Annotated in this window: 27 protein-coding genes; 12 read left to right on the top strand and 15 right to left on the bottom strand. The window is 58.9% G+C overall.

The genetic code is table 11. The features are described from left to right. The first annotated feature begins 2 nt into the window (after positions 1–2). Positions 3–284: a biotin/lipoyl-containing protein gene (locus RBB75_RS11095; protein WP_179636647.1), complete on the top strand. Its 282-nt coding sequence runs from the start codon at positions 3–5 to the stop codon at positions 282–284. Positions 285–287: 3 nt separating this feature from the next. Then, positions 288–1,061: an imidazole glycerol phosphate synthase subunit HisF gene (gene hisF, locus RBB75_RS11090; protein ID WP_353068121.1), complete on the top strand. Its 774-nt coding sequence runs from the start codon at positions 288–290 to the stop codon at positions 1,059–1,061. Between the two features lie 160 nt (positions 1,062–1,221). On the opposite strand, the gene RBB75_RS11085 is transcribed toward hisF, so the two are convergent. From RBB75_RS11085 to RBB75_RS11075, 3 genes are all read right to left on the bottom strand, one after another. After that, complete coding sequence (locus tag RBB75_RS11085; protein WP_179636645.1) at positions 1,222–1,923, bottom strand: HisA/HisF-related TIM barrel protein; 702 nt, start codon at positions 1,921–1,923, stop codon at positions 1,222–1,224. 134 nt (positions 1,924–2,057) lie between these two features. Then, positions 2,058–3,056 carry an aldo/keto reductase gene (locus RBB75_RS11080; RefSeq protein WP_353068120.1) on the bottom strand — a complete coding sequence of 333 codons (999 nt, stop codon included), beginning with the start codon at positions 3,054–3,056 and terminating at the stop codon, positions 2,058–2,060. A 796-nt stretch (positions 3,057–3,852) separates the two neighbouring features. Further along, positions 3,853–4,890: a VWA domain-containing protein gene (locus tag RBB75_RS11075; protein WP_353068119.1), complete on the bottom strand. Its 1,038-nt coding sequence runs from the start codon at positions 4,888–4,890 to the stop codon at positions 3,853–3,855. A 468-nt stretch (positions 4,891–5,358) separates the two neighbouring features. Here RBB75_RS11075 and RBB75_RS11070 point away from each other — a divergent pair, with 468 nt between their 5' ends. Together RBB75_RS11070 and RBB75_RS11065 are read left to right on the top strand one after the other, a co-directional pair. Then, entirely contained in the window at positions 5,359–6,681 is a 1,323-nt protein-coding gene (locus RBB75_RS11070) for a VWA domain-containing protein (RefSeq protein ID WP_179636641.1), read from the top strand. A gap of 24 nt (positions 6,682–6,705) precedes the next feature. Beyond that, entirely contained in the window at positions 6,706–7,596 is an 891-nt protein-coding gene (locus RBB75_RS11065) for an EamA family transporter (protein WP_179636640.1), read from the top strand. 393 nt (positions 7,597–7,989) lie between these two features. On the opposite strand, the gene RBB75_RS11060 is transcribed toward RBB75_RS11065, so the two are convergent. Both RBB75_RS11060 and RBB75_RS11055 read right to left on the bottom strand, forming a co-directional pair. Next, positions 7,990–8,796, bottom strand: coding sequence for a PPK2 family polyphosphate kinase (locus RBB75_RS11060; protein WP_179636639.1), 807 nt, complete (start codon positions 8,794–8,796; stop codon positions 7,990–7,992). Positions 8,797–9,060: 264 nt separating this feature from the next. Then, entirely contained in the window at positions 9,061–9,273 is a 213-nt protein-coding gene (locus tag RBB75_RS11055; RefSeq protein WP_179636638.1) for a Sec-independent protein translocase subunit TatA/TatB, read from the bottom strand. Positions 9,274–9,449: 176 nt separating this feature from the next. Between RBB75_RS11055 and RBB75_RS11050 the strand changes: the two genes are divergently transcribed. After that, positions 9,450–10,286, top strand: a complete 837-nt coding sequence (locus RBB75_RS11050) for a hypothetical protein (protein ID WP_257031010.1) — start codon at positions 9,450–9,452, stop codon at positions 10,284–10,286. A 202-nt stretch (positions 10,287–10,488) separates the two neighbouring features. Here the strand turns inward: RBB75_RS11050 and glgC are convergent, their stop codons facing one another. From glgC to RBB75_RS11025, 5 genes are all read right to left on the bottom strand, one after another. After that, positions 10,489–11,781: a glucose-1-phosphate adenylyltransferase gene (gene glgC / locus RBB75_RS11045; RefSeq protein ID WP_353070381.1), complete on the bottom strand. Its 1,293-nt coding sequence runs from the start codon at positions 11,779–11,781 to the stop codon at positions 10,489–10,491. A gap of 255 nt (positions 11,782–12,036) precedes the next feature. Continuing rightward, positions 12,037–13,857 (bottom strand): aspartate--tRNA ligase, encoded by a 1,821-nt coding sequence (gene aspS / locus RBB75_RS11040; protein WP_434557156.1) that lies wholly within the window; start codon positions 13,855–13,857, stop codon positions 12,037–12,039. A gap of 69 nt (positions 13,858–13,926) precedes the next feature. Further along, positions 13,927–14,301, bottom strand: a complete 375-nt coding sequence (locus tag RBB75_RS11035) for a DUF6188 family protein (protein ID WP_353068117.1) — start codon at positions 14,299–14,301, stop codon at positions 13,927–13,929. 12 nt (positions 14,302–14,313) lie between these two features. Next, entirely contained in the window at positions 14,314–15,606 is a 1,293-nt protein-coding gene (hisS, locus tag RBB75_RS11030; RefSeq protein ID WP_179636634.1) for a histidine--tRNA ligase, read from the bottom strand. Between the two features lie 32 nt (positions 15,607–15,638). Then, positions 15,639–16,160, bottom strand: a complete 522-nt coding sequence (locus tag RBB75_RS11025; RefSeq protein WP_179636633.1) for a gamma carbonic anhydrase family protein — start codon at positions 16,158–16,160, stop codon at positions 15,639–15,641. 140 nt (positions 16,161–16,300) lie between these two features. On the opposite strand from RBB75_RS11025, the gene rpsU reads away from it, so the two are divergent. The 3 genes from rpsU to RBB75_RS11010 all read left to right on the top strand — a co-directional run bounded on the left by rpsU (position 16,301) and on the right by RBB75_RS11010 (position 18,172). Beyond that, complete coding sequence (rpsU, locus tag RBB75_RS11020; RefSeq protein ID WP_014267628.1) at positions 16,301–16,498, top strand: 30S ribosomal protein S21; 198 nt, start codon at positions 16,301–16,303, stop codon at positions 16,496–16,498. Between the two features lie 289 nt (positions 16,499–16,787). Beyond that, a complete protein-coding gene (locus RBB75_RS11015) occupies positions 16,788–17,201 on the top strand; it encodes a zinc-ribbon domain containing protein (RefSeq protein ID WP_179636632.1) in 414 nt (137 codons plus the stop codon). A 50-nt stretch (positions 17,202–17,251) separates the two neighbouring features. Then, positions 17,252–18,172 carry an MBL fold metallo-hydrolase gene (locus RBB75_RS11010; protein WP_179636631.1) on the top strand — a complete coding sequence of 307 codons (921 nt, stop codon included), beginning with the start codon at positions 17,252–17,254 and terminating at the stop codon, positions 18,170–18,172. 225 nt (positions 18,173–18,397) lie between these two features. Here RBB75_RS11010 and rpmA read toward each other — a convergent pair whose 3' ends face one another. The 3 genes from rpmA to RBB75_RS10995 all read right to left on the bottom strand — a co-directional run bounded on the left by rpmA (position 18,398) and on the right by RBB75_RS10995 (position 20,854). Continuing rightward, entirely contained in the window at positions 18,398–18,673 is a 276-nt protein-coding gene (rpmA, locus tag RBB75_RS11005) for a 50S ribosomal protein L27 (RefSeq protein ID WP_158942398.1), read from the bottom strand. A 62-nt stretch (positions 18,674–18,735) separates the two neighbouring features. Next, positions 18,736–19,071, bottom strand: a complete 336-nt coding sequence (gene rplU / locus RBB75_RS11000) for a 50S ribosomal protein L21 (RefSeq protein WP_179636630.1) — start codon at positions 19,069–19,071, stop codon at positions 18,736–18,738. 826 nt (positions 19,072–19,897) lie between these two features. Further along, complete coding sequence (locus tag RBB75_RS10995; RefSeq protein WP_179636629.1) at positions 19,898–20,854, bottom strand: helix-turn-helix transcriptional regulator; 957 nt, start codon at positions 20,852–20,854, stop codon at positions 19,898–19,900. Between the two features lie 120 nt (positions 20,855–20,974). On the opposite strand from RBB75_RS10995, the gene RBB75_RS10990 reads away from it, so the two are divergent. Then, on the top strand, positions 20,975–21,478 hold the full coding sequence (locus tag RBB75_RS10990; protein ID WP_179636628.1) for a DinB family protein: 504 nt from the start codon (positions 20,975–20,977) through the stop codon (positions 21,476–21,478). Positions 21,479–21,778: 300 nt separating this feature from the next. After that, on the top strand, positions 21,779–22,141 hold the full coding sequence (locus RBB75_RS10985) for a VOC family protein (protein ID WP_353068116.1): 363 nt from the start codon (positions 21,779–21,781) through the stop codon (positions 22,139–22,141). Between the two features lie 146 nt (positions 22,142–22,287). On the opposite strand, the gene RBB75_RS10980 is transcribed toward RBB75_RS10985, so the two are convergent. Together RBB75_RS10980 and RBB75_RS10975 are read right to left on the bottom strand one after the other, a co-directional pair. Beyond that, positions 22,288–22,608: a hypothetical protein gene (locus tag RBB75_RS10980; RefSeq protein WP_373563096.1), complete on the bottom strand. Its 321-nt coding sequence runs from the start codon at positions 22,606–22,608 to the stop codon at positions 22,288–22,290. Between the two features lie 169 nt (positions 22,609–22,777). Further along, positions 22,778–22,930 (bottom strand): hypothetical protein, encoded by a 153-nt coding sequence (locus RBB75_RS10975; RefSeq protein WP_179636415.1) that lies wholly within the window; start codon positions 22,928–22,930, stop codon positions 22,778–22,780. A gap of 135 nt (positions 22,931–23,065) precedes the next feature. Between RBB75_RS10975 and RBB75_RS10970 the strand changes: the two genes are divergently transcribed. Together RBB75_RS10970 and RBB75_RS10965 are read left to right on the top strand one after the other, a co-directional pair. Next, a complete protein-coding gene (locus RBB75_RS10970; RefSeq protein ID WP_353068115.1) occupies positions 23,066–23,596 on the top strand; it encodes a hypothetical protein in 531 nt (176 codons plus the stop codon). Between the two features lie 169 nt (positions 23,597–23,765). Then, the gene (locus RBB75_RS10965; protein WP_353068114.1) at positions 23,766–25,379 is read left to right on the top strand and encodes an acyl-CoA mutase large subunit family protein; all 1,614 of its coding nucleotides are present in this window, start codon (positions 23,766–23,768) and stop codon (positions 25,377–25,379) included. The last annotated feature ends 117 nt before the right edge of the window (positions 25,380–25,496 follow it).

Raw genomic sequence — 25,496 nt, 5'->3', positions numbered from 1 at the left:
TTATGCCTTTTTTGTATGAGTTGAAGATTGCGGCGGAAGAACCTTCTTATACGTTTGTGCAGCAGCTGGTGCCGGCGGGATCGCTTGTCGGGACGGGACAGGCGGTTTGTACTCTGACGGATGGGGGTATGGAGTTCCATGTGCCCGCGCCGCGGCAGGGTTTGCTGGTGGAGTGGTTTGTGGAGCATGGTGCGGTGATCGAGAATGGGGACTCATTGGCCAGGATCGTTTGTGAGGGCGAGTTGGTGGCGGTGCCAGCGGCTGCGCCGATGAGGTTGGGATAGACGATGCTGACGAAGCGGATTATTGCTTGTCTCGATGTGCGCGACGGACGCGTAGTGAAGGGTGTGCAGTTTGTGGACATCGTCGATGCGGGGGACCCAGCGGAGCTGGCGCATCGTCATGCTGCGGCGGGAGCGGATGAGATTGTGCTGCTGGATATTACGGCGACGCATGAGGGGCGAGGGACACTGCTCGATACGGTAAAGCGGACGGCTGCGGCGCTGTTTGTGCCGTTTACGGTCGGTGGCGGGATTCGAAGTGCGGAGGATGCTGCGGCGGTGTTCGATGCGGGTGCGGACAAGGTGAGTATCAATTCCAGCGCTATCGCGCGGCCGGAGTTGATTGGGGAGATTGGCGGGAGCTTTGGAGCGCAGGCGGTGATTGTGGCTGTTGACGCTCGTCGCATCGAAGGCGCTGGCATTGAGCAGGCAGAAGTTTTTGTGAGTGGCGGGCGGAAGGCGACGGGGCGGCGGGTCTTGGATTGGGTTCGTGAGGCTGAGTCGCGGGGTGCGGGGGAGATTTTGCTAACTTCGATGAATACCGATGGGATGCGGGGTGGGTTCGATTGTGAGTTGACCGCGATGGTGAGTGGGGCGGTGCAGATTCCGGTGATTGCGAGTGGTGGGGCGGGGACTGCGGGGCACTTTGTTGAGGTGTTCGGGCGAGGGCGGGCAGATGCGGCGCTTGCCGCTAGTATCTTTCATTTCGGGGTGACCGATTCGCGGGAGTTGAAGGCGGAGTTGCAGCGGGCTGGGGTTCCGGTTCGGCTCCCTTGCTAGGGAATACCTCTTCTGTCCTGCCGGACGGCCCACTACGCTCAGTCACCCCACAAACGAAGACCTGTTTGTGGGGACCCCGATTCGGCGCCCACTTCGTGGGATGTGTACCTTGCGTTGCCCGGGTGGTCGCTTGGTCCTCCCGTTGGTCGGATGATGATTGCTATGCTTCCATCGCGCCGGAGTAGACGGCCATTCCGGCTACTGCGTCTACTCCCATGGCGTCTAAGGCTTCGATTTCGCTCTGTTCTTTGATGCCTCCGGCTACGATTAACTGTTTGGCGGTGCACGCTCTGAGGATCGCGGCTACGTCCAGGGGGAAGCCCTGCATGGTGCCTTCGGTGTCTACGTGGGTGTAGAGAAAGGCGGCGCAGTAGTCTTCGAGCCAGGTGATGGCTTCTTCGGGGGTGAGGTCTACCGAGTCTTTCCAGCCTTTGACGGCGACTCTTCCGGCCTTGGTGTCTACGCTGAAGACAAGGGCTTCTTCGCCGAGGGCGGACTTGAGGCCTTCGGCAAACTCGAGATAGATGAGCTTGTGGCGGCGGATGTGGTCGGGTTCAGCCGGGCGGAAGAGGCTGGAGCCGTAGATGACTCGTTTGGCTCCGGCTTCGAGGAGGAGCTTGCCGTCTTCGGCGGTTTTGAGGCCGCCTCCTACCTGACAGGGCAGGCGCTTGGCGATCATCTCGATTAGGGCGCGGTTGTTGCCCAGACGCATGGCGGCGTCTAGGTCGATGAGTTGGACCAGAGGGTACTTTCGGAAGCGCTCGATCCAGTACTCGAAGTCGTCGAAGGCTAGTTTGAGCTTTTCGCCTTGGACTAGCTGGACGATGCGGCCGCCCATGAGGTCGATTGAAGGTATCAGCATTCTTTCTTCTTTCTTTTTCTCTACATGTTCTGCCCGGACGGGCGTACTACTATGTCCTGCCGGACGGGCCCACTGCGCGTGGGGCGGTCACTTCGTGACGTGTGTACCCCTCCCGTTGGTCGGGAGTTTCATGACTAACTGAAGCCTACGACTGGGTGGGGGATGTAGGGTTCTTCGAGGGAGGTAATCTCTTCCGGCGTGAGTTTGACTTCGAGGGCGGCTGCGGCGTCAGTGAGGTGGTTCGGCTTGGTGGCTCCTACGATGGGCGAGGTGATGTAGGGCTTGCTGAGCATCCAGGCGAGGGCCAGGGTGGCGCGGGAGATGCCTCGTTTCTCGGCGAGTTCTCCCAGGCGGTCGATCACCTTTTTGTCGGCTTCTTCGGTTGGGGTGTAGATGGCTTTGGCGAACTGGTCGGTGTCGTTCCGTTTAGTGGTCTCGGCGTTCCAGGCTCGGGCTAGACGGCCTCGTGCCAGCGGGCTCCAGGGGATGACGCCGATGCCTTCGGCCTGGCAGAGGCTCATCATCTCGCGCTCCTCTTCGCGGTAGAGCAGGTTGTAGTGGTTCTGCATGGAGACAAAGCGGGTCCAGCCGTGGAGGTCGGCGATGTAGAGGGCCTTGGCGAACTGCCAGGAGTACATGGAGGAGGCTCCGATGTAGCGGACCTTGCCGGACTTGACGCAATCATGGAGGGCTTCCATGGTCTCTTCGATGGGGGTGTCGTAGTCCCAGCGGTGGATCTGGTAGAGGTCGATGTAGTCGGTGCCGAGGCGCTGGAGACTCTGATCGAGTTCGTAGAAGATCTGCTTGCGGGAGAGGCCGCGGGCGTTGGGGTCGTCGCGCATGGCGTTGAAGAGCTTGGTGGCGATGACGGTGTCTTCGCGTTTGGTGTTGGCCTTGAGGAAGCGGCCGAGAAGCTCTTCGGAGGAGCCTACGGTGTAGATGTTGGCGGTGTCGAAGAAGTTGATGCCGAGGTCTAGGGCCTGCTTGAAGAAGGGCTGGCTTTCGGCTTCATTGAGGGCCCAGGCGTGGCTTCCGGGGCGCAACGGTCCGGCGGGAGGAACTCCGTAGGACATGCAACCGAGGGTGATGCGGGAGACTTTGAGGCCGGTCTTGCCGAGATTTACGTATTCCAAGTTGGCTCCTTGGTTGGGAGGGGTACCCCCTCCCCCTTGTGGGTATTTTGGGCGGAAAATACTTGTATTCAATGATTTACAGAGGGGTGGCGTCTGCAAAGTATTCAATACAAAACGGTTATGCACAAAATACTTGTTATCAATAAGTTAGGAGTTGGCTGTCGCGCTTTGCCTGCTGCTCTTTCTCTCTGTATTCAGTATAGCGGTTGGGAGCCAACGAAATGCCATGCGGATGTCGTTGGTTTGTAAAGAGTTGCGTGGTTATGGGGCTTGACATGCGATTTTTGGGCGGAAAATCGCTAAAAAAAGCAGCGCAAATTAGTTTCGGGTTTTGAGGGGCACCCGAAGTACTTCTATGTGCTCTCCGTTGCGGATGCGTTTGAGTTGGCGGTTGAGCTGGGCGGCGGGGTCGTCTGGGTCGCCGTCCTCGTCATCGGCCTCGGCTTCGGTCTGGCGTTGATCTAAAGCGGTTCACCCACAGCGCGACCGATGTGAAACTGGTCCGGCTTCATCCAAGTTCAGCGACAACGCCGATCCCCTTCGGGGATGACAACCAAAAGGACAGGCAACGACAACAGCAACGACGAAATACGGGGATCCTTCGACTGCGTGGCTCACATGGTGCCGTGAGCCACTTCGCTCAGGATGACGGCGGTGGTGAGGGGTAGGGAGCGTTCAGTAGAAAGCGGAGGGCAAAAAGCAGATCCCTGCGGGATGACAAACAAGATGACAAACAAAAAGGACAACCAAGGGAGCAGCAACGGCAAGGACACAAGAACAAAGATGGGCCGGGAACTTAGTCGTCTTTGCCCAGGGCGTCGGCTATGGCGTAGTAGCCTTTGCGGGCCTGAATCTTTTGGCCGGGCTGGCAGGTGATGTTGAGGGTGCGGAAGGTGCCGTCGATCTTGGTGTTGGTGGGGGTGAAGCTGGCGAGGTACTGGGTACGAAGCTCGTCCTGAATCTGGTCGAAGGCCTCTTCGAGCTTCTTGCCGTTGTTGCCTACGTTGATGACGCGGCCTCCGGTCTCGGTGGCGAGGCGCTCCATGTCGCGTGCGCCGGTGTCGCCGAGGTTGATGCCGAAGCCTCCGCCGTAGAAGCCGCGGTCGGCGATAAGGATGACGTAGATGATGGCGTTGGCCTTCTGGGCAGCCTCGGTTGCGGTCTTTAGAGTCTCCTGCGAGCCCTGGTCGCCTCCGTCGGTGAGAAGGACGAGGATCTTGCGGCCGGCCTCCTGGCGGAGCTTGTCGTGGGCGGCTAGGTAGACCGCATCGAATAGCAACGTTCCGCGGGCGGTGCCGTTGCCTGTAACAGAGCCGGTGCCGGCGCCGGTGTTGATCTCGGCGGAGTCGATCGAGTGTTTAATCTCACGGGGGCTGTTGGTGTAGTCGGAGAGGAGGTTGACGTTAATGTCGAAGGAGATGAGGAAGGCTTCGTCCTTGGGGGTGAGGACGTCTTTGAGGAACTCGGCTCCGGACTGCTGTTCTAGAGGGAGTACGTTCTTCTGGCTGCCGCTGGTGTCGAGCAGGATGCCGATGGTGAGGGGGAGGTTTTTTTCCTGGGTGAAGTTTTTTGTCTTCTGGAGGCCCTTGTCCTCGTAGATGCTGCAGTCGTCTTTGTGGAGGTTGGTGATGAAGCCGCTCTTGTCGCGGACGGAGAAGTAGACGTTGACGAGGTTGACGTTGACTTTGAGGGTCTGGGTGTCGCCGATGTCGACGGGCTGGGCGGCGGCGTCGCTGGCGGGGGGTGGGCCGCCGGGGGAGGGTGCCTCCTGCGCGCGGAGGGCGGGGGTGAGACTGAGAGCGAGGGCGACGGCGGCGAGGCTGAGGGGGCGCATACCGTATTAGACGACGAAGTTGGGGGTGAGTTTGAGGAAAATGTGAGGGCTGACTGACGGATTGGCGCGGATGGTGCGGATTTTTTGATGATTTTAAGAGCGGCGGCGGATAAGGACAAGCAACGGCGAAAAGCAAATGCGGGGGTTCTTCGCTGCGCTCAGAATGACCAGCTTTGTTCGTGGTCGTTTTGACAAGCAATCAGTTCGGTCAAAGCAATCGCTTCAGTCAAGATGATGCTTCTTTAGGCGTTTGGGGAGGGATGGCGACCTGGGCGCAACGTTGTGAGGGGATGAGGCGTCCAAAGGCATGGCGGTGCGACTGGGGTCCTGCGGGATGGGGATGGCGGCGGGGATGTTGCGCTGATAGTCTGTTAGTTCGTGAAGCTTTGGGTTATGAAGGCCCGGCTGGAAGAGATGGGGGATTTTCGCTTGGTTAGGAACGGTATATTGGCGGGAGCTTTGGCGTGCATGATGGCTGGACAGCCGGCACTGACGCAGGCGCAGCAGGATGCAGCACAGCAACAGCCGATCTCACAGGCGATTCCTGATGGGCCGAAGCCACAGGCGATTCCGGATGCTCCGAGGCCGCAGGGGCTGCCGGTTGGGCCGGTGACGCCCGGTGCTGGGACGACGCCAGAGTCGGCTGGAGATAACTCGGCTCCCACGCAGGATGGCGGTGTGCCTAGCAGGCTGCCGGAGACCGCAGCGCAGAAGCAGGATGATGGACCGCCGCCTGAGATTCCTGCTGCGGGGCAGGGGCCGGGGGAGTTTACGCTGCGGGTGCAGACCAACTTTGTGGAAGTGCCGTTTACGGTGAAGGACAACAAGCAGCGGCTGGTGCCGGGGCTGACGTGGCGGGATGTGCGGGTGTATGAGAACAACCTGCGGCAGAAGCTGGATCTGTTTACGGTCGATCCGTTTCCTCTGTCGGTAGCACTGGTGATCGACCAGAGTATGACCTACGACAATATGGCGAAGGTGAATAACTCGCTGTCTGCGCTGCAGGGGGCGTTTACGCCGTATGACGAGGTCTCGGTGTTTACGTATAACAACGGGCCGAAGATGCAGACGGACTTTACCGGGGCGCAGAGTGCGCGTCTGGAGGCGGTGCTGGAGCGGTCGAAGGTGACGGGGCGCGAGCCGATCTACTACGACACGACGGGGCCGCTGGGGCAGAACATCAGCATCAACGGCGGGCAGGATAGCCATACCGATCCGAACACGAATGCAACTCATGGAACGAGCATCCTGGGAATTCAGAACGTTCCGCGGGATGTACATACGCTGAACGATGCGATTCTGGCGGCGGCGACGGCGTTGTCGAAGACCAAGACCGGTCGGCGGCGGATTATTTATGTAATCAGCGATGGACGGGAGTATGGAAGCACGGCGAAGTTTTCGCAGGTGGTGAAGTATCTGAACACGAACAAGATTGCGGTGTATGGAACGCTGGTTGGCGATTCGTCGCTGCCGGTGATTGGATTCCTGGATCGGATCCATCTGCCGTTGACGATGCGGGATAATATTCTGCCGGCGTATGCGAATGCTACGGGCGGAAACTTTGATGGCGAGTTCCGGCAGAAGGGTATCGAGACGAGCTTTGCGAAGATCGCGGAAGAGGTGCGGACGCAATACACGGTCGGCTACTACACGCATGAGCCGTTTATCGATGGCAAGTACCGGACGCTTGAGGTGAAGGTGATGCGGCCGAACCTGACGGTGATCGCGAAGAAGGGCTACTACCCGACGGCGGGCGACTCGCGGCCTGCGGGGATTGTGTCGGTCAAGTAAGACGCGTGGCCTGATCGGAATCTGATGGAGATGATGGTGCATGGAAATGCGCTGCTGGCGCTGGCTGCCGCAGTGCTGTGGGGTGGTGGGGATTTTGCGGGCGGCATGGGCGTGAAGCGGGCCGGCGGCTCGATGGGTGCGGCGTTGCGGGTGATTTTGCTGAGTCACTGCGCGAGCATCAGCTTGCTGGTGCTGGCGGCGTGGGCGCGGGGAGATGCGTTTCCGCATGGAGCTGCGCTGCTGTGGGGAGTGGTGGCAGGCGTGACTGCTGGGGTTGCGTTGGCTTGCTTTTACATTGCGCTGTCGCGCGGGGCGATGGGGGCTTCGGCGGCGTTGAGCGGGTTGCTGGCGGCGACGATTCCGGCGGCGTTTTCTGCGGCGTGGGAGGGGTCGCCGGGGATGTTGCAGCTGGCTGGATTTCTGGTGGCTGGGGTTTCGATCTGGCTGATTGCTGCGGGGGAGAATGCTGAGGCGAAGCCGGCAGACCGGAGTACCTTCTGGCTGGCGGTGATCGGCGGCGTGGGGTTTGGGATTTACTTCACGGCGCTGAAGGTGGCGGCGGCGAAGACGGGTGTGATCTGGCCGCTGGCTACCTCCAGGATGGGGAGTATTGGGGTTTGTGCGCTGATGCTGGCGGGGATGTCGCTTCGGTCGAAGAAAGGCGAGGGGCAGGTGCGGGTGACGCGGCCGGTGGTGTTGTGGGCGATGGCTACGGCGCTGCTGGATACTTCGGGGAATCTGTTTTATGTTGCGGCGACGCGGGCGGGACGGCTGGATGTGGCGGCGGTGTTGGCTTCGCTTTATCCGGCTTCGACGATTTTGCTGGCGGCTTGGACGTTGAGGGAGCGGCCCACGCGGAGGCAGGCTTGGGGGATGGCTGTGGCGGCGGCGGCGGTGGTGATGGTTACGGTTTAGTAGATTTAGCTGGGTGGGGTTAATTAGGCTGATAGGGAGATAAGAACAAGCAACGGCAAAGGCAATATTTTGTCGCTTCGCCCCTTCGGGCTTCGCTCCGGCCTTCGGCAGAGAGGAGGCCGCTTCGCGGCGGGATTAGACGCAGGGCTGAAGCCCTGCTCTACCTCAGAAGCAACAGCAAGTGCAACGGTAACAGCAAGAACAACGGTAACAGCAAGAACATCGGCAACAGCAAGAACATCGGCAACAGCAAGAACAACAGAAAGTGCAGCGGCAACTGCAACTGCAAAAACGAACAGCAGATCCCTACGGGATGACAAACAAGAGGACAGACAACAGCAATAACACCAGCAACAGCAACAACAGCAATGAAAGCCGCGACAGCGACAGCGGTTAGAGCTTGATGGTGGAGGCGTCTATGGTGGGCTCAGGGAATTTGAGTTTCAGGCTTTGCATGACGTCTACGAGGATGGTAGAGATGGCGATGTTGCGATACCACTTGTTATCGGCGGGGATGACGAACCAGGGGGCGTGTTTGGGGCTGGTGGTGGAGAGGATGTGGTCGTAGGCGTCGATGTACTGGGGCCAGAACTTGCGTTCGTGGAGGTCGGCCTCGGAGAGCTTCCACCGCTTTTTTGAGGCGTCGATGCGGGATTGGAGGCGCGCGGTCTGCTCGTCTCGTGAGATGTGGAGATAAAACTTGAGGATGAGGACGTCACTGTCGACGAGCATGCTCTCGAAGGTGTTGATGTTGTCGAGGCGGCGACGAACGGTCTTTTCGGAGATGAGCTTGTGAACCCGTGGGGAGAGGACGTCTTCGTAGTGGGAGCGATTGAAGATGCCGATCATGCCGCGCGGCGGAACCTGGGCGTGGACTCGCCATAGAAAGTCGTGACGGGCTTCAAGCGGGGTGGGGACTTTGAAGGAGGCGACGTCGCAGCCTTGGGGATTGATGCCGGAGAAGATGTGGTTGATGGTGCCGTCTTTGCCGGCGGTGTCCATGCCTTGCAGGACGATGAGGAGGGCTTTGGTCTGGCTGGCGTAGAAGACGTCCTGCAGGGCGGCGAGCTGGGTGCGGTGCTTGACCAGGACGGCTGCAGCGGCTTCCTCGGACTTGTAGTTGCCGGTGTCTAAGGTGGATTTTTTGGTGAGCCGGATGTGCGCGTTTGGCTTGATGAGGTAGGGGGATTTGATCTTCATTCGGATGGTTCCCTCGTTTTGTCCTGCCGGACGGGCGCCCTGCGCGGACGGCGGTCACTTCGTGACTTGTTTACCGCTTCGCTTGGCGCTTCCGTTGGTCGCAAGCTGAATTCTACGCCGACCAACGGGAGGACCTGTGCCGCTCATTCCGCCAAGACCGGTATACAAGTCACGAAGTGACCGCCGTCCGCGCAGGACGCTCGTCCGGCAGGACACAGGACTTAGCTTTTAGCAAGAGGAGTTGTATCGCGGGAGGAGGTTGCGTTATTTGACCGATTCTTCAGGCTTGGGAGTGACGGCGTGGGTTGTCTCGGTCGGCTTGTTGACCTCGTCGTTGACGCCCTTCATCCCGTCCTTGAAGCCGCGGAGACCTTCGCCGAGGCCTTTGCCGAGCTCAGGCAGCTTCTTGCCACCGAAGAGGACCAGGACAACTACGGCGATAACGATGAGATGTGTTGGTGTAAATAGTTCGCCCATACTGTTTCTCCCTGCAGCCTGGCACATGCACCGACTGCCACCCACTATTGTCGCACAGGTGCGCGCTATGGATAGATACGCCGCAGCGGCCGAAGCAGATGTTGGCTGAACGTTATATCTTGGTATGTGTACACAGGGTAAGTGCACGAAGAAAACTGAAAGAAGTGCAGTTGCAGATGCTGGAAGAGATGCGGAGACGGATGTTGCGATTGAAGACGAGTGGTGCATGGAAGTTGACCGGGGCGCGGAGGACAGGGCAACGCGCCTTCTTTGGAGTGTTGGCGGCGGGTTTACTGATGACGGGCGGGACGCAGAGCCGGGCGCAGGCTACTTCGTCTTCGGCGACACAGCCGACGCAGAACACGGTGCCGATCACGAATACGAAGATCGCTCTTGCGGCGCCGGCGACCTACGACAACAAGTATGAGATCTACGGCGGCCTGAACTTTATGAACTTCCAGGCTGGGCAGTCTTTGCCCAACCGTATGAACCTGGGCGGCGGCGAGGTGCTGGGCACGTACTGGCTGCCGGGAGATCACTGGTTTACGCGGGCTATCGGAGTAGGGGTTGACTACCGGATCGATGCGGGAACGACACCTGTATTCGCGAACTCGGGAATTACCCGGCCGACGAGTACGACGGGCGGTACCGGCATCAACAACCGGCCACTGGTTTACCTGAATACGATCATGGCAGGCGCGCAGTATCGCACCAAGTACAGGAACCATTATGCCGCGTTGAACTTCCATGGCTACGGCGGCGTGTCTCACGGAACCTTTGACTACAGCTTTAAGGATCTGGTGGTGTCGAAGGCCGAGGCGTACGCGGCTACGGGCCTCTACTCCAACCGTACGAAGCCGATTGCGGCGCTGGGAGCGAGCATCGACTTCAATCGCTCGAAGAACTGGGCGATCCGGATTTCGCCGGATCTGATCCTGGAGCACTTCGGGACCGAGACGCGGGAGTTCTTTTCGGTCTCCGGCGGCGTGGTGTATCGGATTGGCAAGCAGTAGGTTGTCGCTAAGTTGAGCGTAAGAGAAGCGGGTCGCCTTATTGGGCGGCCTGTTTTTTGCTTCTTTGAGTGCGCCAAATAGCAGCCACCTGTCCTGCCGGACGGGCCCACTTCGCGTGGGGCGGTCACTTCGTGACTTGTATACCTTGTCTTGATTGATTGGCGTAGGTTGTCCTCCCGTTGGTCGGGAATGAGACTGCCTCTTATTCTGCTAGGCCTACGTTTACGGGCTTGCCTGGGACGTCGCGGTTGAGGAACTCCGGGGAGACTGGGTTTTCGTAGACGGAATAATCGCGAGTGACGACGGTAAGGCCGCTCTGGGAGACGAAGTAGTTTTTCTTGTCCTCGTTGGGGTCGTAGCCAATGACGGTGCCGTCGGGGATGTGGACGTCGCGGTCGATGATGGCGTGGCGAATGCGGCAGTGGCGGCCGATGTTGACGTGGGAGAAGACGATTGAGGAGTCGACGTCGGCGTAGGAGTTGACGCGAACGTCTTGCGAGACGACGGAGTTGCGGACAACTGCGCCCGAGACGATGGAGCCGGCAGCGACGATGGAGTTGATGGCCATGCCGGTGCGGCCAGGCTCGCCGAAGACGAACTTGGCGGGCGGGTACTGGTAGGGCCGGGTGCGCATGGGCCAGGACTTGTCGTAGAGGTTGAAGGTAGGGGTGACGCCGGCGACGTCCATGTTGGCCTCGTAGTAGGCCTCGAGGGTACCGACGTCGCGCCAGTAGAGGGCCTTCTGCTTGTTCTCGTCGACGAAGTTGTAGGCGTGCATTTTGACGCGGCCGAGGATGTTGGGCAGGATGTTGTGGCCGAAGTCGTGCTTGGAGTCTGGGTCTTCGGCGTCTCTGATGAGTTCGGGGAGAAGGATGTCGGTGTTGAAGATGTAGATGCCCATGGAGGCGTCGACCATGTCGGGGTTAAAGGGCGAGCGAAGCTTGGTTTCTTTTGGCTTCTCTTCAAAGCCGGTGACCTCTCCGTTGCGCGCGACTTCGACGACGCCGAAGGAAGATACCTCTTCCGGCTTGATGGGAAGGGTTGCGATGGTGACGTCGGCGCCTGAGTCGGCGTGCTGCTGCATCATAAGGGCGTAGTTCATCTTGTAGATGTGGTCGCCGGAGAGGATGAGGACGTATTTGGGCTCTTCGGAGCCGATGGAGTAGATGTTCTGGTAGACGGCGTCGGCGGTGCCCTGGTACCAGGACTTGGAGACGCGCTGCATGGGAGGGAGAATCTCGATGAACTCGCCTAGCTCGTTGGCTACGACGGTGCCCCAGCCCTCGCGGATGTGGCGGTTGAGGGAGAGCGCCTTGTACTGGGTGAGGATATAGACGTGGCGGAGGTCGGAGTTGATGCAGTTGGAGAGGGTGATGTCGATGATGCGGTACTGGCCGGCGAAGGGGACAGCAGGCTTTGCGCGATCGCGGGTGAGGGGAAAGAGCCGTTCGCCTGCACCACCAGCGAGTAGAACACCAAGGGTATCTCTCATAATCTTACGGACTCCGAGTTCTGCGTTAGGCGGCTGAGCTTCGTACCACGTCAGTCAGATGCACAAAGCGACCCACGTGTTACAGGGAAACGCGAGTCTACCATGCAGAGATTGACTTTGGAATGTGGGTGGGCCGGAGGCTTCGGGAAGGGATGTTTTGGTGGCTGGGGTCTCGGGCGAACGCGGGTGTGCGCTGTCTCGAATCTGAGACAGCGGCTTTCGTGAGTTATCGCCACTCTACTCGACGAGGAGGTTGCTCTAAGTTCTAGTCACCGTCTTCAGGTGCAGTTCGCGCATCTGCTGATCGCTGACCGGCGTGGGCGCGTCCACCATCAGGTCGATCGCCTTGGCCGTCTTGGGGAAGGCAATGACCTCGCGCAGGCTGGTTGCGCCTGCGAGGATCATCACGATGCGGTCGAGGCCAAGCGCGATGCCGCCATGCGGGGGGGTGCCGTACTCGAGTGCATCGAGGAAGAAGCCAAAGCGCTGCTTCGCCTCGGCGTCCGACATGCCGAGCGAGCGGAAGATCTCGGCCTGCACATCCTGGCGGTGAATACGGATCGAGCCTGAGCCAAGTTCGGTGCCGTTCAGAACGATGTCGTAGGCGAGGGCTCGCACTGCGCCCTTATCGTTGGTGAGGCGGCCGGCTTTGATGTCCTCTTCATGGGGTGAGGTGAAGGGATGATGTGCGGCGTTCCATACTTTGGTCTCCTCATCCCACTCGTACATGGGGAAGTCGGTGACCCAGAGAAATTTGTAGTCAGCTTCGGTGCCGGTCTTTTCGAAGAGCTTGTGTTTGTCGGCGAATTTGGCCGCAAGCTGCAGGCGCAATGCGCCTACGCGCTTGTAGATCCACTGCGGATCGTGGTTCCACTTTGCGGGCGTGCCGAGTTTGGGGGTGATTACGATGACCAGATCGGCAGCGTCCACCTGCTTCGTGGCTGCTTCAAAGCGAGTCTGTTCGTCTGAGAGCTTCGCTTCGATGGACGCAGCCAGCGAAGCGAAGGCCTCGTTGGTCTTCAGCCGCGCCACGTCGAGAAGGTCGAGACCACTGTCGCCGAAGGTTGCGCGGATCTCCTCCACCAGCGCGCGCTTCTGCGTTCCACTGAGCGTGCCCGCCTTGGGAATCACGAATCCAAGTACCGGCAGGTCCTTCTCGATCTTCAGCGAATCGCGCAGCTCTGGCGTCAGCACGTCGGTCAGAGAAACCATCGCGGGCAGTCGCATGTCCGGCTTGTCGATGCCGTAGTTGCGAATCGCGTCGTCGTAGGTCATCTGCACAAAAGGTGTCGTCAGAGAGATGGAAGCTGTCTTGAACGCGGCGGTGAGAAATCCTTCGACTACGCGAAAGACCTTCTCCTGCTGGGGGAAGCTCATCTCGAGGTCGATCTGGGTGAACTCGGGCTGGCGGTCGGCGCGAAGATCTTCATCGCGGAAGCAGCGCGCGATCTGGAAGTACTTGTCGAAGCCGGAGATCATCAGAATCTGCTTGAAGATCTGCGGCGACTGCGGCAATGCGTAGAAGCTTCCCGCATGCACGCGGCTGGGGACGAGGTAGTCGCGTGCGCCTTCGGGAGTCGATCGTGTCATGAAGGGCGTCTCAATTTCGAGAAAGCCCTGGTCGACTAGGTAGTTGCGGATCGCCATTGCGACTTTGCTGCGCAGCTCGAAGTTGTGCTGCATCTGTGGCCGCCGCAGGTCGAGATAGCGATACTTCAACCGGACCTCTTCGTTCGCAATCGCATCTTCGGCGGGCGAGAACGGAGGAGTTTTGGCCTCGTTGAGCAGCAGCAGTTCGCTGGCGACGACCTCGATCGCGCCGGTCGGCATGTTGGGATTCTTGAGCCCTGCACCGCGCCGGCGAACCTTGCCCTTGACCGCGACCACGTACTCGGATCGCGCAGCCTCGGCCTTGGCGTGCGCCTCGGTGGAGACCTCTTTATCGAGCACGACCTGGGTGATACCGCTGCGGTCACGTACGTCGAGAAAGATGAGGTTGCCGTGGTCGCGGCGGCGGTTGACCCACCCCATGAGGACGATCTCCTGACCGTCCTGTTCGATACGAAGTTCACCGCACATAAGTGTGCGCTGCAGAGTGCCTAAAAAGTCGAGTGTCACGATGTTCCTATTGTACGGAGTTCTTGCGATCTAAATAACGAAGAAGTCTTTGCCATGGCCGATCTGATAAGCCTCAAATCGCGGGTTGTCGTCCAGGACCCTCAACTTTCCGTGCGTCGGGAAAGTGAGTGTCAGGGTTCCATCTACAACCCATTCGACATGCTCTACAGTGCCACCAATAAATTTAGTCAACTGATTGGCGAATTGATGAATGTTCCGTTCACCGGACTCAGGACCAACGACATATTTTTCAAAGACTCCGTCAGCCTGCTCGAACTCGAAGGACGACTCGACGGAGATATAAGTACTCTCTTCATGAAAATGAAGTTGAACCTGAAATTCTCCGAAACAGATCTGGGTCAGCAACTTTCCCTTTAGAAAGCTGAGATCTGCATCTGCTGCCAATCCGTGCATGACCTATCCTCGCAACACTTCGGCCAAATCTGCTCTAGGAACCTTTGTCTGTTCGCCGGCGCTGAAGTCTTTGACCGTCAGGATACCCGAGGAAACCTCGTCTTCGCCGACAATCACCATCCGCCGTGCGAGCTTGTCGGCGGCTTCGAAGGACTTCTTCAATCGAAAGGTTCCGTCTCCCACCTCAACGGCGAGTCCAGATCGACGAAGCTCCTGCGCCAGCGCGAGTGCGGCGGCGTTCTGCGCGACTCCCATTGGAGCGAGAAACGCATCGAGCTTCTGCGCAACAGCAGCCGATTCCTGGGCCTGCAACGTTAGGATCAGCCGGTCTTCTCCGATGGCGAAGCCTATTCCAGGGGCCTTTGGTCCGCCGAGCATCTCGGAGAGTCCATCGTAGCGACCGCCTCCTAACAGAGCGTTCTGTGTCCCGAGTCCACTTCCATCAGGGACGGTGAACTCGAAGGTGGTTCGGGTGTAGTAGTCCAGGCCGCGAACCAGGCGCGGGTTGATGGTATAGGCAACGCCGCAGGCATCGAGTGCGGCAAGCACCTGGGCGAAGTGCTCCTTGCTGGCGTCATCGAGGAAGTCCGCGATCTTCGGGAGGCTGTTGATGATCTCCTGATCGCCAGCATCCTTCGAGTCGAGCACGCGCAGCGGATTGGTCTCGGCTCTGCGCTGATTGTCCGCGCTCATTCGATCCTTCACGGGAGCCAACGCCTTTCGCAGAGCCGCGATGTACCTGGGCCGGTCGGTCGAGGAACCCACCGAGTTGACTTCGAGCTTCCAGCCCTTTACGCCGAGCTCGTTCAGGAAGGTCGAGAGCATCTCGAGAACTTCTGCGTCGCGCAGTGCGCTGTCAGCGCCTGACCATGCTGGTCCGAGGACCTCTGCGCCGATCTGCCAGAACTGCCGATAGCGTCCGCGCTGTGGGCGCTCGCGCCGGAACTGGGGGCCAATGTAGAAGAGCTTCTGCAGCATGCCTGTGTCTGCGAGCTTGTGCTCGATGTAGGCACGTACTACGCCGGCGGTGTTTTCGGGTCGGAGCGTCAGGCTCTGCGCGCTGTCGCTGTCGGCTCGCGTGCGATCCTCCCAGGTGTACATCTCTTTGGAGACGATGTCGGTCTCCTCGCCTACCCCGCGCGCGAACAGCGCAGTATCCTCGAAGATCGGGGTGCGAATCTCCCCAAATCCGTAGCGTGCAAAGACGGCTCTCGCCGTAGCCTCCACATAGTTCCAAAGCGCCGTCTCGGGAGGCAACAAGTCCCGAGTCCCGCGTACTGCCTTCAAAGTAGCCATCTCTCTCAGTGTAGCGAAGATGGAGCCGCTAGTTACGTTCCGGAGGCTTCTGCCAGGTAGATCGCGGTGTAGTCGAGGTAGTTCTGCGCGTACTTGAGGATTAGCTCGCGGTCCATATCGCCGAGTGTTCGCCGCACCTTGCCGGGAACACCTGCAACGAGTGAGTTGGGTGGAACCACTGTTTGCTCTGGGATCACGGCACCTGCGGCGATGATCGATCCCTCGCCGATCTTTGCGTTGTTGAGGATGGTCGCGCCGATGCCAACTAGAACCATGTCTTCCAAGACGCATCCGTGCACGGTGGCATTGTGTCCGATGGTCACCAGTTCGCCTACGATTACCGGATAGAGATAGCGCATGCCGTGAAGGACGGCGCAGTCCTGCACGTTGCTTTTCGCGCCGATGCGGATCGAATTTACGTCGCCACGGACGACTGCGTTCATCCAGATACTGGCTTGTTCGCCGAGGGTAACGTCACCGATGACTTGAGCCGACTGGTCGACATAGCAGCTGGCAGGAATTTCCGGTGTGTGTGCCTGATAAGTGCGAATCATGTAACAAATTCTACCTTTGGAATGCAAAAGATTTCAGAGTGGTATCCGGCCTCGAATTACCAACGATTTATGTGATTTTCTTGACGAAACGGCGTATTCTTAATGTATCCCCATTGGGAGTGGTTGGAGGTGTATTTTTCTTGGCAGAGGTTCGAGTACAAGAAGGCGAACCCCTTGAGAATGCCCTGCGGCGCTTTAAGCGCAAGGTGCAGACAGAAGACATTATCAAGGAAGTCAAGCGTCACTCTTTTTATCTGAAACCAGGTGAGAAGAAGCGTGTGAAAGAAGCGCTTGCACGTAAGCGCAATCGCAAGAAGGTCCGTAAGGAGCAGGATTAGTCAGCTCCACAACCAGGATGTGCCGCCTCTTCCTCGATCAGAGAGTTTGAAGAGGCGGCCATTTGAACCGCTAGAGGTGGACTCCCGCCATCGACTAGCCCCGGCAGATAGAACCTGTTTCCTGGGTTCGCATTGACCGGCAAATCGTAGCAAATTCCACGAACTCGCAGTTTCGGGCCCCCTTCAAAATCCAAAGCGTAATGGTCATCAGTAAAGGTAAACCCCTTGCGGTGTTGCCACGATCAGGCCCCTCGGGTGTTCTTCCTTTCCGTAGGACGGGAGAAGCGGCATGGAATTTCTGGATCGGCTATTAACCTGCGCAGATTGCGGTGGCGAGTTCATCTTCACCGCCGGGGAACAACTCTTTTTCTTCGACAAACAATTCAAGAATGACCCGAAGCGGTGTAAGCCTTGCAAGTCCAAACGGTCCGGGGTGGGACTGAAGGCAGGGGCGGGGCCGGCGGCGGCGGGTCTGTCGCGCACGGAGACGCGTACGGAATGCTCGGAGTGCGGGGTGGAGACCACGGTGCCGTTCAAGCCGACACAGGGGCGACCGGTGCTCTGCCGGCAGTGCTTCCAGAGCAAGCGTGCTCCTACGACGGGGGCGCTGGTGACTGCGGCCGAGACAGCGGGGATGGTTGCGGGTGCTCCTGGGGAGCACGTTGCGGCCAGCGTCGAGCTGCTGGCGGCTTCGCGGGTCTAACTCTTACCCTTTGCCTGTCTCCCTCACAGTAGGATGTGGGTGAGGGATCTATGGGCGTTGGTGACGGGATTGGGCTGCGCGATGCGGCTGAGGAGCTGGTTCGGGCGCGGACTGAGGTTGGGGAGTTCGAGCTCATCGTATGCACGGATGGGACCTATAAGCTCGATGGCGGCGCCATGTTCGGTGTGGTGCCGAAGCCGTTGTGGGAGAAGCGGGCCCCGGCGGATGAGCAGAACCGTATTCTGCTGGGGCTGAATACAGTGGTGGTGCGGACTGGTAAGCATACGGTGGTGATTGAGACCGGAGTCGGCAATAAGCAGCCGGCGAAGATGCGGGAGATCCAGTGCAACCAGGAGCTTCTGCCGCAGTCTCTTGCCGCGGCTGGGGTGAGGGTTGAGGAGGTGGATGTGGTGGTGAACACTCACCTCCACTTCGACCACTGCGGGTGGAATACTACGCTGCATCCGGATGGCTCGGTGACTCCGACGTTCCCGAATGCGCGGTACTTTGCGCATCGTGGCGAGGTGGAACATGGACATCTGCAGCTGGATCGGGATCGGGTCAGTTATCTCTCACCGAACTATGATCCGCTGGTGGAGTCGGGACAGATGACGCTGCTGGACGAGGCTGGAATCAGGGTGAATCCGGAGATCTGTCCGGGCGTGAGCGTGGAGGTTTTTCCCGGTCATACGGCGCAGTTGATGGCGGTTCACGTGGAGTCGAAGGGACAACAAGCCTGCTATATCTCGGATTTAATTCCGACCAGCGCGCACCTGGATCCGACGTGGGTGATGGGGTATGACCTGGACCCGGTGGAGACAATTGCGCAGCGGAAGCGGTTCTACTCGCGGGCGATTCCGGAGAAGTGGCTGGTGCTGTTTACGCATGACCATGAGACGCCGATGGGGCGGATCGGGTTTAATGAGAAGGGCAAGCCTGTTCTGGTGGCGGGCGTTCACACGCCTTTTTGAAGCTTCGCGTGATCCTCCCGTTGGTCGGAATCAACTTCGTTTGCGACCATCGGGAGCGCCAACCAAAGGGGTATACACGTCACGAAGTGACCGCCGCCCGCGCAGGGAGCCCGTCCGGCAGGACAGTTTCTGAAATAGAAAACCCTGCACTTGGGCAGGGTTCTCAGGTGCAGATTGTGGTGACTTGCTGGTGACTTGTGGCCAGTAGCTGGTGACTTGTGGCGACTAGACAGGAACGGAGGTAAGCTCGGCTGGGTCGACGTTGACGAAGCGACCCTGCTGTCCCTTGTCCTGGAAGCGGACTATGCCGTTGACCTTGGCGAAGAGGGTGTCGTCTTTGCCGCGACCGACGTTGGCGCCGGGCTTGAGCGGGGTGCCACGCTGACGGACAATGATGCCGCCGCCGAGGATGGTCTGGCCGCCGAATACTTTGACTCCGAGCCGCTGGGCGTTTGAGTCGCGGCCGTTTTTGGAAGAACCTAATCCTTTTTTATGTGCCATTCGATTGCCTCTTTCGCGCTGCCCTCTGGGCTCTGGCGCTTATTAAAATTTGCCGGGAAGCTTTACTTTGCTGCTTCTTCCTTGAAGCTCTTGCCGTTGACGAGGATCTCATTGATCTTGACCTCGACGAAGTTCTGGCGGTGGCCCTGCATCTTCTTGTACTGCTTCTTGCGCTTGAGCTTGAAGACGAGGATCTTTTCGCCGCGGCCTTCGCCGACGACGGAGGCAAGCACCTTGGCGCCGGTGAGGTCGGACTCGAACTTGCCAGCTTCGCCACTGACGGCAAGGATGTCGGAGAACTCGATGTTGCCGTTCTCGTGGGCGGTGGTTTCAATCTTCAACTTCTCGCCAGGGGAGACCAGATACTGTTTGCCGCCGGTGCGGATGACTGCGTACATGACTAGAACCTCAAGCGAGTCGCGTGATGCTGACCGCTTTCTTCAGAAAATAGATTGTGCTGCATGGGCGCATACAGGAGCACTACAGTAAGCCAACCGGTCAAGCCATCGCAGTCTCGGGTTTCCAGTGACCGCCGGGCCTAAGCCTGTCGTCCCTGCAACCCTCGAGATCATCTTGAGATGAAGACAGACGGGCTGCAGCGCCAAACTTAATGAGTGTATCGCGTTCCTAGATGGGGGTCAACGATGTTCCCTTCTGACTCCTGGCTCCTTGCTTGCCGTGTATGACCCCCTCCCCCCTGGTAGTTGGGTATTTTGGGAGTAAGTCTAATGCTTGCATAGGTTTACGGTGAGGGTATGGCTGCAAGCTGTTGATTGTAGGAGGCTTGTGCGCAAAATATTTATTTTGTTGCAGTTGCCTTTGCCTCCTGCCTGATTGGGTTTTGCCTCTTCTTTAATTGTACTGGTTTGAGCTGGGGAATACGCCACGCGAAAAGCCGCGGCTGGAGCGGGTTTTGTAGTGGTTGGGGGTTGACATGGGTTTTCACGGGCAAAAAGGCAAATGCAACAGCAACAGCAACAGCAAAGACAAATACGGGGATCCTTCGACTGCGTTGCTCACAAAGTGCCGTGAGCAACTTCGCTCAGGATGACGTGGCTTTTCATGGGGCTGATAGGAAAGGTGACGGCAACGGCGACGGCAACAGCGACAGCGATGGCACAGACACCGGCGACGGCAACAACAATATAGGCAGCAACGATGGCGGTCCGACTGCATCTGGCAGAGTTCAAGGATGCGAAGGGGTAAGCGCGGTTTGCGGCTTTGCTATGTGAAGTGAATCATGCGGCGGAGTTCTGCTTTGATCTCTTTGCGGAGATTGGGCGGTGCAATAGCTGCAGCGCGAGAGCCGAGGCCCAGAATGACGAAGCGGGCTTGCTGGTAGCTTTCAAACTCGACGTGAAAGAGATGCCAGCCCTTAGGCAGGGTGCGTGATGCGCGATGGTTGAGTGCGGGAACCATAGGACACCAACGCTCGATGGAGGCGACGCCTTCGTCTGAGAGTGCGAGGATCGTGGCGACGGTCTGTTGGCGGTCTTTGAGTGCTGCGGTGCTTTGTTTCCAGTAGGCGGCGAGATCGAAGCCGGACGGTCTGAGGAATGGGAGTGCGAGGACTACGACCTCGCGCATACGAGAGATGCGGTAGGTGCGAGTGCCCGCCGAGGATTGCGCGATGAGATACCAGACGGTTTGTTTGCAGACGATGCCGAGTGGATCGACGGTGCGGGAGCTGGATTCGCCGTCGGCGCGGGTGTAGAGGAAGGTGAGCTTGCAGTCGCGGGCGAGGGCATCCTGCACAAGGGGGAGCATGGAGAGGTCTTCGGGGGTGGGTCTCCAGCCGGTAGGGTCGATGTGCAGGCGAGCCTGAATGGAGTGGGCCTGAAGGCGCATGGCGGTGGGCATGGAGGCCATGAGTTTGTCGAAGGCGCGCTGGGCGGCGGCGGTGAGTTTGCGGTCGCCGAGAGCGCTGGGCTGGGCCATGAGGAGGGCCTGGAGTTCGGCGTCGTCGAGGCCGGGGACCTTGGTGCGCCAGCCTCTTTGCAGCTCCCAGCCGCCGGTTGCGCCGCGATGGGCGATGAGGGGAATGCCCGCTGTACATAAGGCTTCCATATCGCGATGGGCGGTGCGCTGGGAGATCTCGAGCCGCTCGGCTACCTCGCGGGTGGAGAGACGGCCGTGGGCCTGAAGGAGCATGAGGGTGGAGAGGAGGCGATCGGACTTCATGGATTTGTCTGCCCTCCTTTCCTTTCAAATAAAGTTATTTCTTTAATATGACACTAGATGTCATATATAGGAGACTAACTTTCGAAGTGAAAGCCCGAGGCTTTCCAAGGAGGAAGTGCGATGGAGTTCAGGAGATATTTTCTGGAGCAGTTGGAGAGCGAAGCTGAGGCGTCAAGAAAGGCGATTGAGCGGGTGCCTGAGGGGCAGAACTCGTGGAAGCCGCATGAGAAGTCGATGGAGTTGGGAAAGCTGGCGGCGCTGGTGGCGACGATGCCTGGCTGGGTGGCGCTGATGATCGATCACGATGAGCTGGATTTGAATGGGAATGGAAGGAATTTTCAGACAAAGGCGGTGGAGACGCGGACGGAGTTGGCTTCGCTGCTTGAGGAGGGACTCAAAACTTCGCGAAGGGCGCTGGAGAATACGACCGAAGAGCATCTGATGAAGACCTGGAAGCTGAAGATGGGGGATCAGGTGCTTTCTGAGGGGCCGAGGTATGTCACGATTTCGAATGGCGCGCTGAGCCACCTGGCACATCATCGCGGACAGCTTACAGTTTATCTGCGGCTGAATGATGCGAAGGTGCCGGCGATCTATGGGCCGAGCGCGGATGAGTTTCACTAAAGAATGGGGCAGATAGCAGGTCGAACTCCTGCTATCTGTCTTCAGGCGGCTTCTCTGTTCGGTGTGACGATTGGTTCGGCACGAGGAGATTCCTTGGGATCAAGCTTCAAGCTTGAATGGCCAGACTTATGGACCGTGGATGGAAGCTGGCAGAGTTGCGGATGAGGAAGAGATAGCGGTCAAGTTTATCCTTACCCCTCTGGCCATAAAGATCTACAGATCCCATGACTACTTTGTGCGAGTCTGAAATTTGACGCGTTGGCGGTCTTGTTGCATAAAGGAGAGCAAAAGGAGGAGTCCATGGACGTCAAAGAGAAGATGACCTCGATTGGCCCACCAGTGCCGGAGTTGCCGGTCGCTGATGTTGAACGCGCACAACAGCATTACAGAGATGTACTGGGCTTTGAGATTGGATGGCTTGAACCGGATAAAGGGATTGGAGCCGTGTCCCGCGGTAAGGCGGCAATCTTCTTTCGGAAGAGGAAGCTGCCGTTCGACCCTGCGGTGCACTGGATGTTCGCTAACGATATCGATGCGACATACCAGGAGTTGAAGTCGTCAGGTGCGAAGATCGTCGATCCTCTGGAAAAAAAGCCGTGGGGATTGCGACAGTTCACTGTCATGGATCTGGACGGGAACCTCTTCTACTTCCACCATGACTAACGTCGCATGACTTCGGCTGGACCGACCAAGCCAAGACACGACAGAAGCCGTGGACCACGGTCGCATGAGAGGGCTACCTGGACTTCTGTGATCAGCCGTTCGTGGTCAAGTCTTCTGTGTGTCAGCCTTCGGTACAACTGCGGTGCTTAGGCTTCGGTGGTGTCGGTGGAATCGGTATCGTCTGTCGACTCGTCTTCAGTGAGGCTGATGCGCAAGGACTTCAGAAAGGATACGTCGTTTGAGGTGAATGGGCCCGTGGTGCCTTCTTCGGCGCCTTCAGTGGCCTCGTCGGCTTCTGCCTCAACCTCGTTGAGACCGATGGTGGCCTCAAGCATGAGGAGGACATCAAAACCCTGTTCGCGGATGTTTTTGACGACGCCTGCTATATCCTCCGACTCCGAGACGGACTCGTGGATCGCTTCGCCAAGTTTCTGTATCAGGTTTTTGACCTTCTGATTCAATGCCACCTCCGGGCTGCCCTATCGTTCGAACTACTCCACGCATCGGGTATTCCCAGCGAAGGTGACCGGCGGGAACGGCATTGCGGGTATGTCGGCGTCACTGGCTTCTGGTTAAAGAATACGCCCATGGCGGTGGCCGCCGCAACGGCATTTCTTCAGGGACCGGGTGATGACTCTAAGTGGTTTCAACAACAGTGTGATGGTCGGCCCAGGCGTCTTCTAAGCGGTGAGCGAGAAGCTCTACGGCTGGGGTGCGGCGGCATCCCAGGACCAGAAAGCCAGCGGCGGCGGCACAGAACCCGCCGATCATCCAGAGCGTGCTCTTCATTATGGGGCTCCTCTGTTTGCTCTGATTCCAATGCCGGGAAAAACGATGCGTTGTGGGAGTCGAAATTCTAGGGAAAGTGGCGGATGCGGTGATCGTGGGAATGATTTCGCCGAGTGATGAGGAACGGCTACACTCTTGGGTATGGATTCGGTTCGGTTCGGTCGCACGCTTGGGATTGGGGCTCGGCTGGCGGCTAAGACGCTGGTGACGGCGGTGGATGCGGCTACGGCGCCGAATCCTTCTGTCGCGGGGAAGGCTCCGAGTGCTTCGGCTGCGGGGGCTGAGACTTCTGCGGCGAACGCTGCCCGGAGTAAGGCGGAAGTGTCGGGCGCTCGGCTGGGGGGAAAGACAGCGCGAACGACGGCTCAGGTGGTCGAGACGGGCAAGGGGCTAAAGCGCGGCGGGAAGCGGTTTGGCGAGGCGGTGTGGGGGCCGTTTGTGAAGGCTTCGAGTCAGCTCTGGCTGGAGTTTACCGGGGTCTTCTTTGGGATCTTTGCGGCGTTTGCGCTAAGCAATGCGTGGAAGATGCGCGGGGAGCTGCATGAGACGGCGGGGAACCATGAGGCGCATGGACATCTGCTGCTGGCGGTGGCGATGGCGGTGGTGTTTGGATACTTTTGCGTGAGCAGCTTTGTGAAGGCGAACCGCAGGGGTAAGCGGAGCTAACGCTTCTTCGGTGTTGATGTGATGCGAACAATGTCGCTTCCCACTCTTCGCAAAGAGCGCGAAGGATAGGGCACCCGGTCATCACAGTCTCTTTGAAACTGCGCTGGCTGCAGCAGCAGTGTGCGGACGGGTACACTTGTTCGGCATGTCTGACGAGAAGAAAAACAACTTGAAACAAGCGGACTCGAAGCAGCCGGAGACGAGCTCCGGGATTCCGGTGGAGCTGGTGTATCGGGCGGAGGATCTTGCGGGCGTCGACGCGGCTTATGCGGTGGGGGAGCCGGGGGAGTATCCGTTTACGCGGGGGATTCAGCCGACGATGTATCGCGGGCGGCTGTGGACGATGCGGCAGTATGCGGGGATGGGGGATGCGGAGGAGTCGAACAAACGGTACAAGTTTTTGCTGGCGCATGGGACGAAGGGGTTGAGTGTGGCGTTCGATCTGCCGACGCAGATTGGGTACGACTCGGACTCGCCGCTGGCGCTGGGCGAGGTGGGGAAGGTTGGGGTGGCGATCGATTCGATCGAGGATATGCAGCGGTTGTTCGATGGGATTCGGCTGGATACGATCTCGACGTCGATGACGATCAATGCGACGGCCTCGATTCTGCTGGCGCTGTATGTTGCGGTGGCGAAGCGGACGGGGGCGAAGGTCAAAGGGCTTAACGGGACGATTCAGAACGATATTTTGAAGGAGTACATTGCGCGGGGGACGTATATCTATCCGGTGACGCATGCGATGCGGCTGGTGACGGACATCTTTGCGTGGGCGGCCGACGAGGTGCCGGAGTGGAATACGATCTCGATCTCGGGGTACCACATGCGCGAGGCTGGATGTACGGCGGTGCAGGAGGTGGCGTTTACGCTGGCCGATGGGATGACCTATGTGCAAGCCGCGATTGACGCGGGGCTGGATGTGGATGCGTTTGCGCCCCGGCTGAGTTTTTTCTTCAACTCGCATAACAATCTGTTGGAGGAGGTGGCGAAGTTTCGCGCGGCGCGCAGGATGTGGGCGCAGATTATGCGGGAGCACTTCGGCGCGAAGAAGGAGCGGAGCTGGATGCTGCGGTTTCATACGCAGACGGCGGGGTCGACGCTGACGGCGCAACAGCCGGAGAATAATATCGCTCGCACGACGCTGCAGGCGCTGGCGGCGGTGCTGGGTGGGACGCAGAGTCTGCATACGAATGGGTTCGATGAGGCGTTGTCGCTGCCGACGGAGAATGCGGCGAGGATTGCTTTGCGGACACAGCAGATTCTGGCGCATGAGAGCGGTGTGGCGCAGACGGTTGATCCGCTGGCGGGATCGTTCTATGTGGAGTCGCTGACGAATGAGATTGAGCGGCGGGCGGAGGAGTATCTGGCTACGATTGCGCGGTTTGATCTGGGCGGGAGATATGGGATGCTGCGAGCTATCGATCAGGGGTATGTGCAGCGGGAGATACAAAATGCGGCTTATGGGTATCAGCAGGCGGTGGATGCGAAGGAAGCGATTGTCGTTGGGGTGAATGAGTTCGCGAGTGAGCAGGAGGTTGCGGTGCCGATTCAAAGGATCGATGAGGCGCTGGAGGGGCGGCAGGTGGAACGGGTTCGGGCGATGCGTCTGCGGAGAGATGCAGGGGGACATGCTGCTGCGCTGCGGCGGGTGGAGGATGCGGCGCGGGGTGGAAGCAATCTGATGCCGCAGATACTTAGCGCAGTAGAGAGCTATGCGACGGTGGGCGAGATTGCGGATGTGATGCGGAGGGTGTTTGGCGAGTATCGCGAGTCGGTGACGGTCTAAGGCGTGTTGGTCGTGACGAGGCTGCTTGGCTATGCGAAACATTTGTAACTTGTCGTGCGTCTGATGGAGTGCGTGGACGGACTGTGCTTTCGCGACGCGGCACTCTCGGTTCGCAGG

This window comes from Tunturibacter empetritectus, from assembly GCF_040358985.1.
GTDB lineage: Bacteria > Acidobacteriota > Terriglobia > Terriglobales > Acidobacteriaceae > Edaphobacter > Edaphobacter empetritectus.
This window is presented reverse-complemented; position numbering and strand designations above follow the sequence as displayed.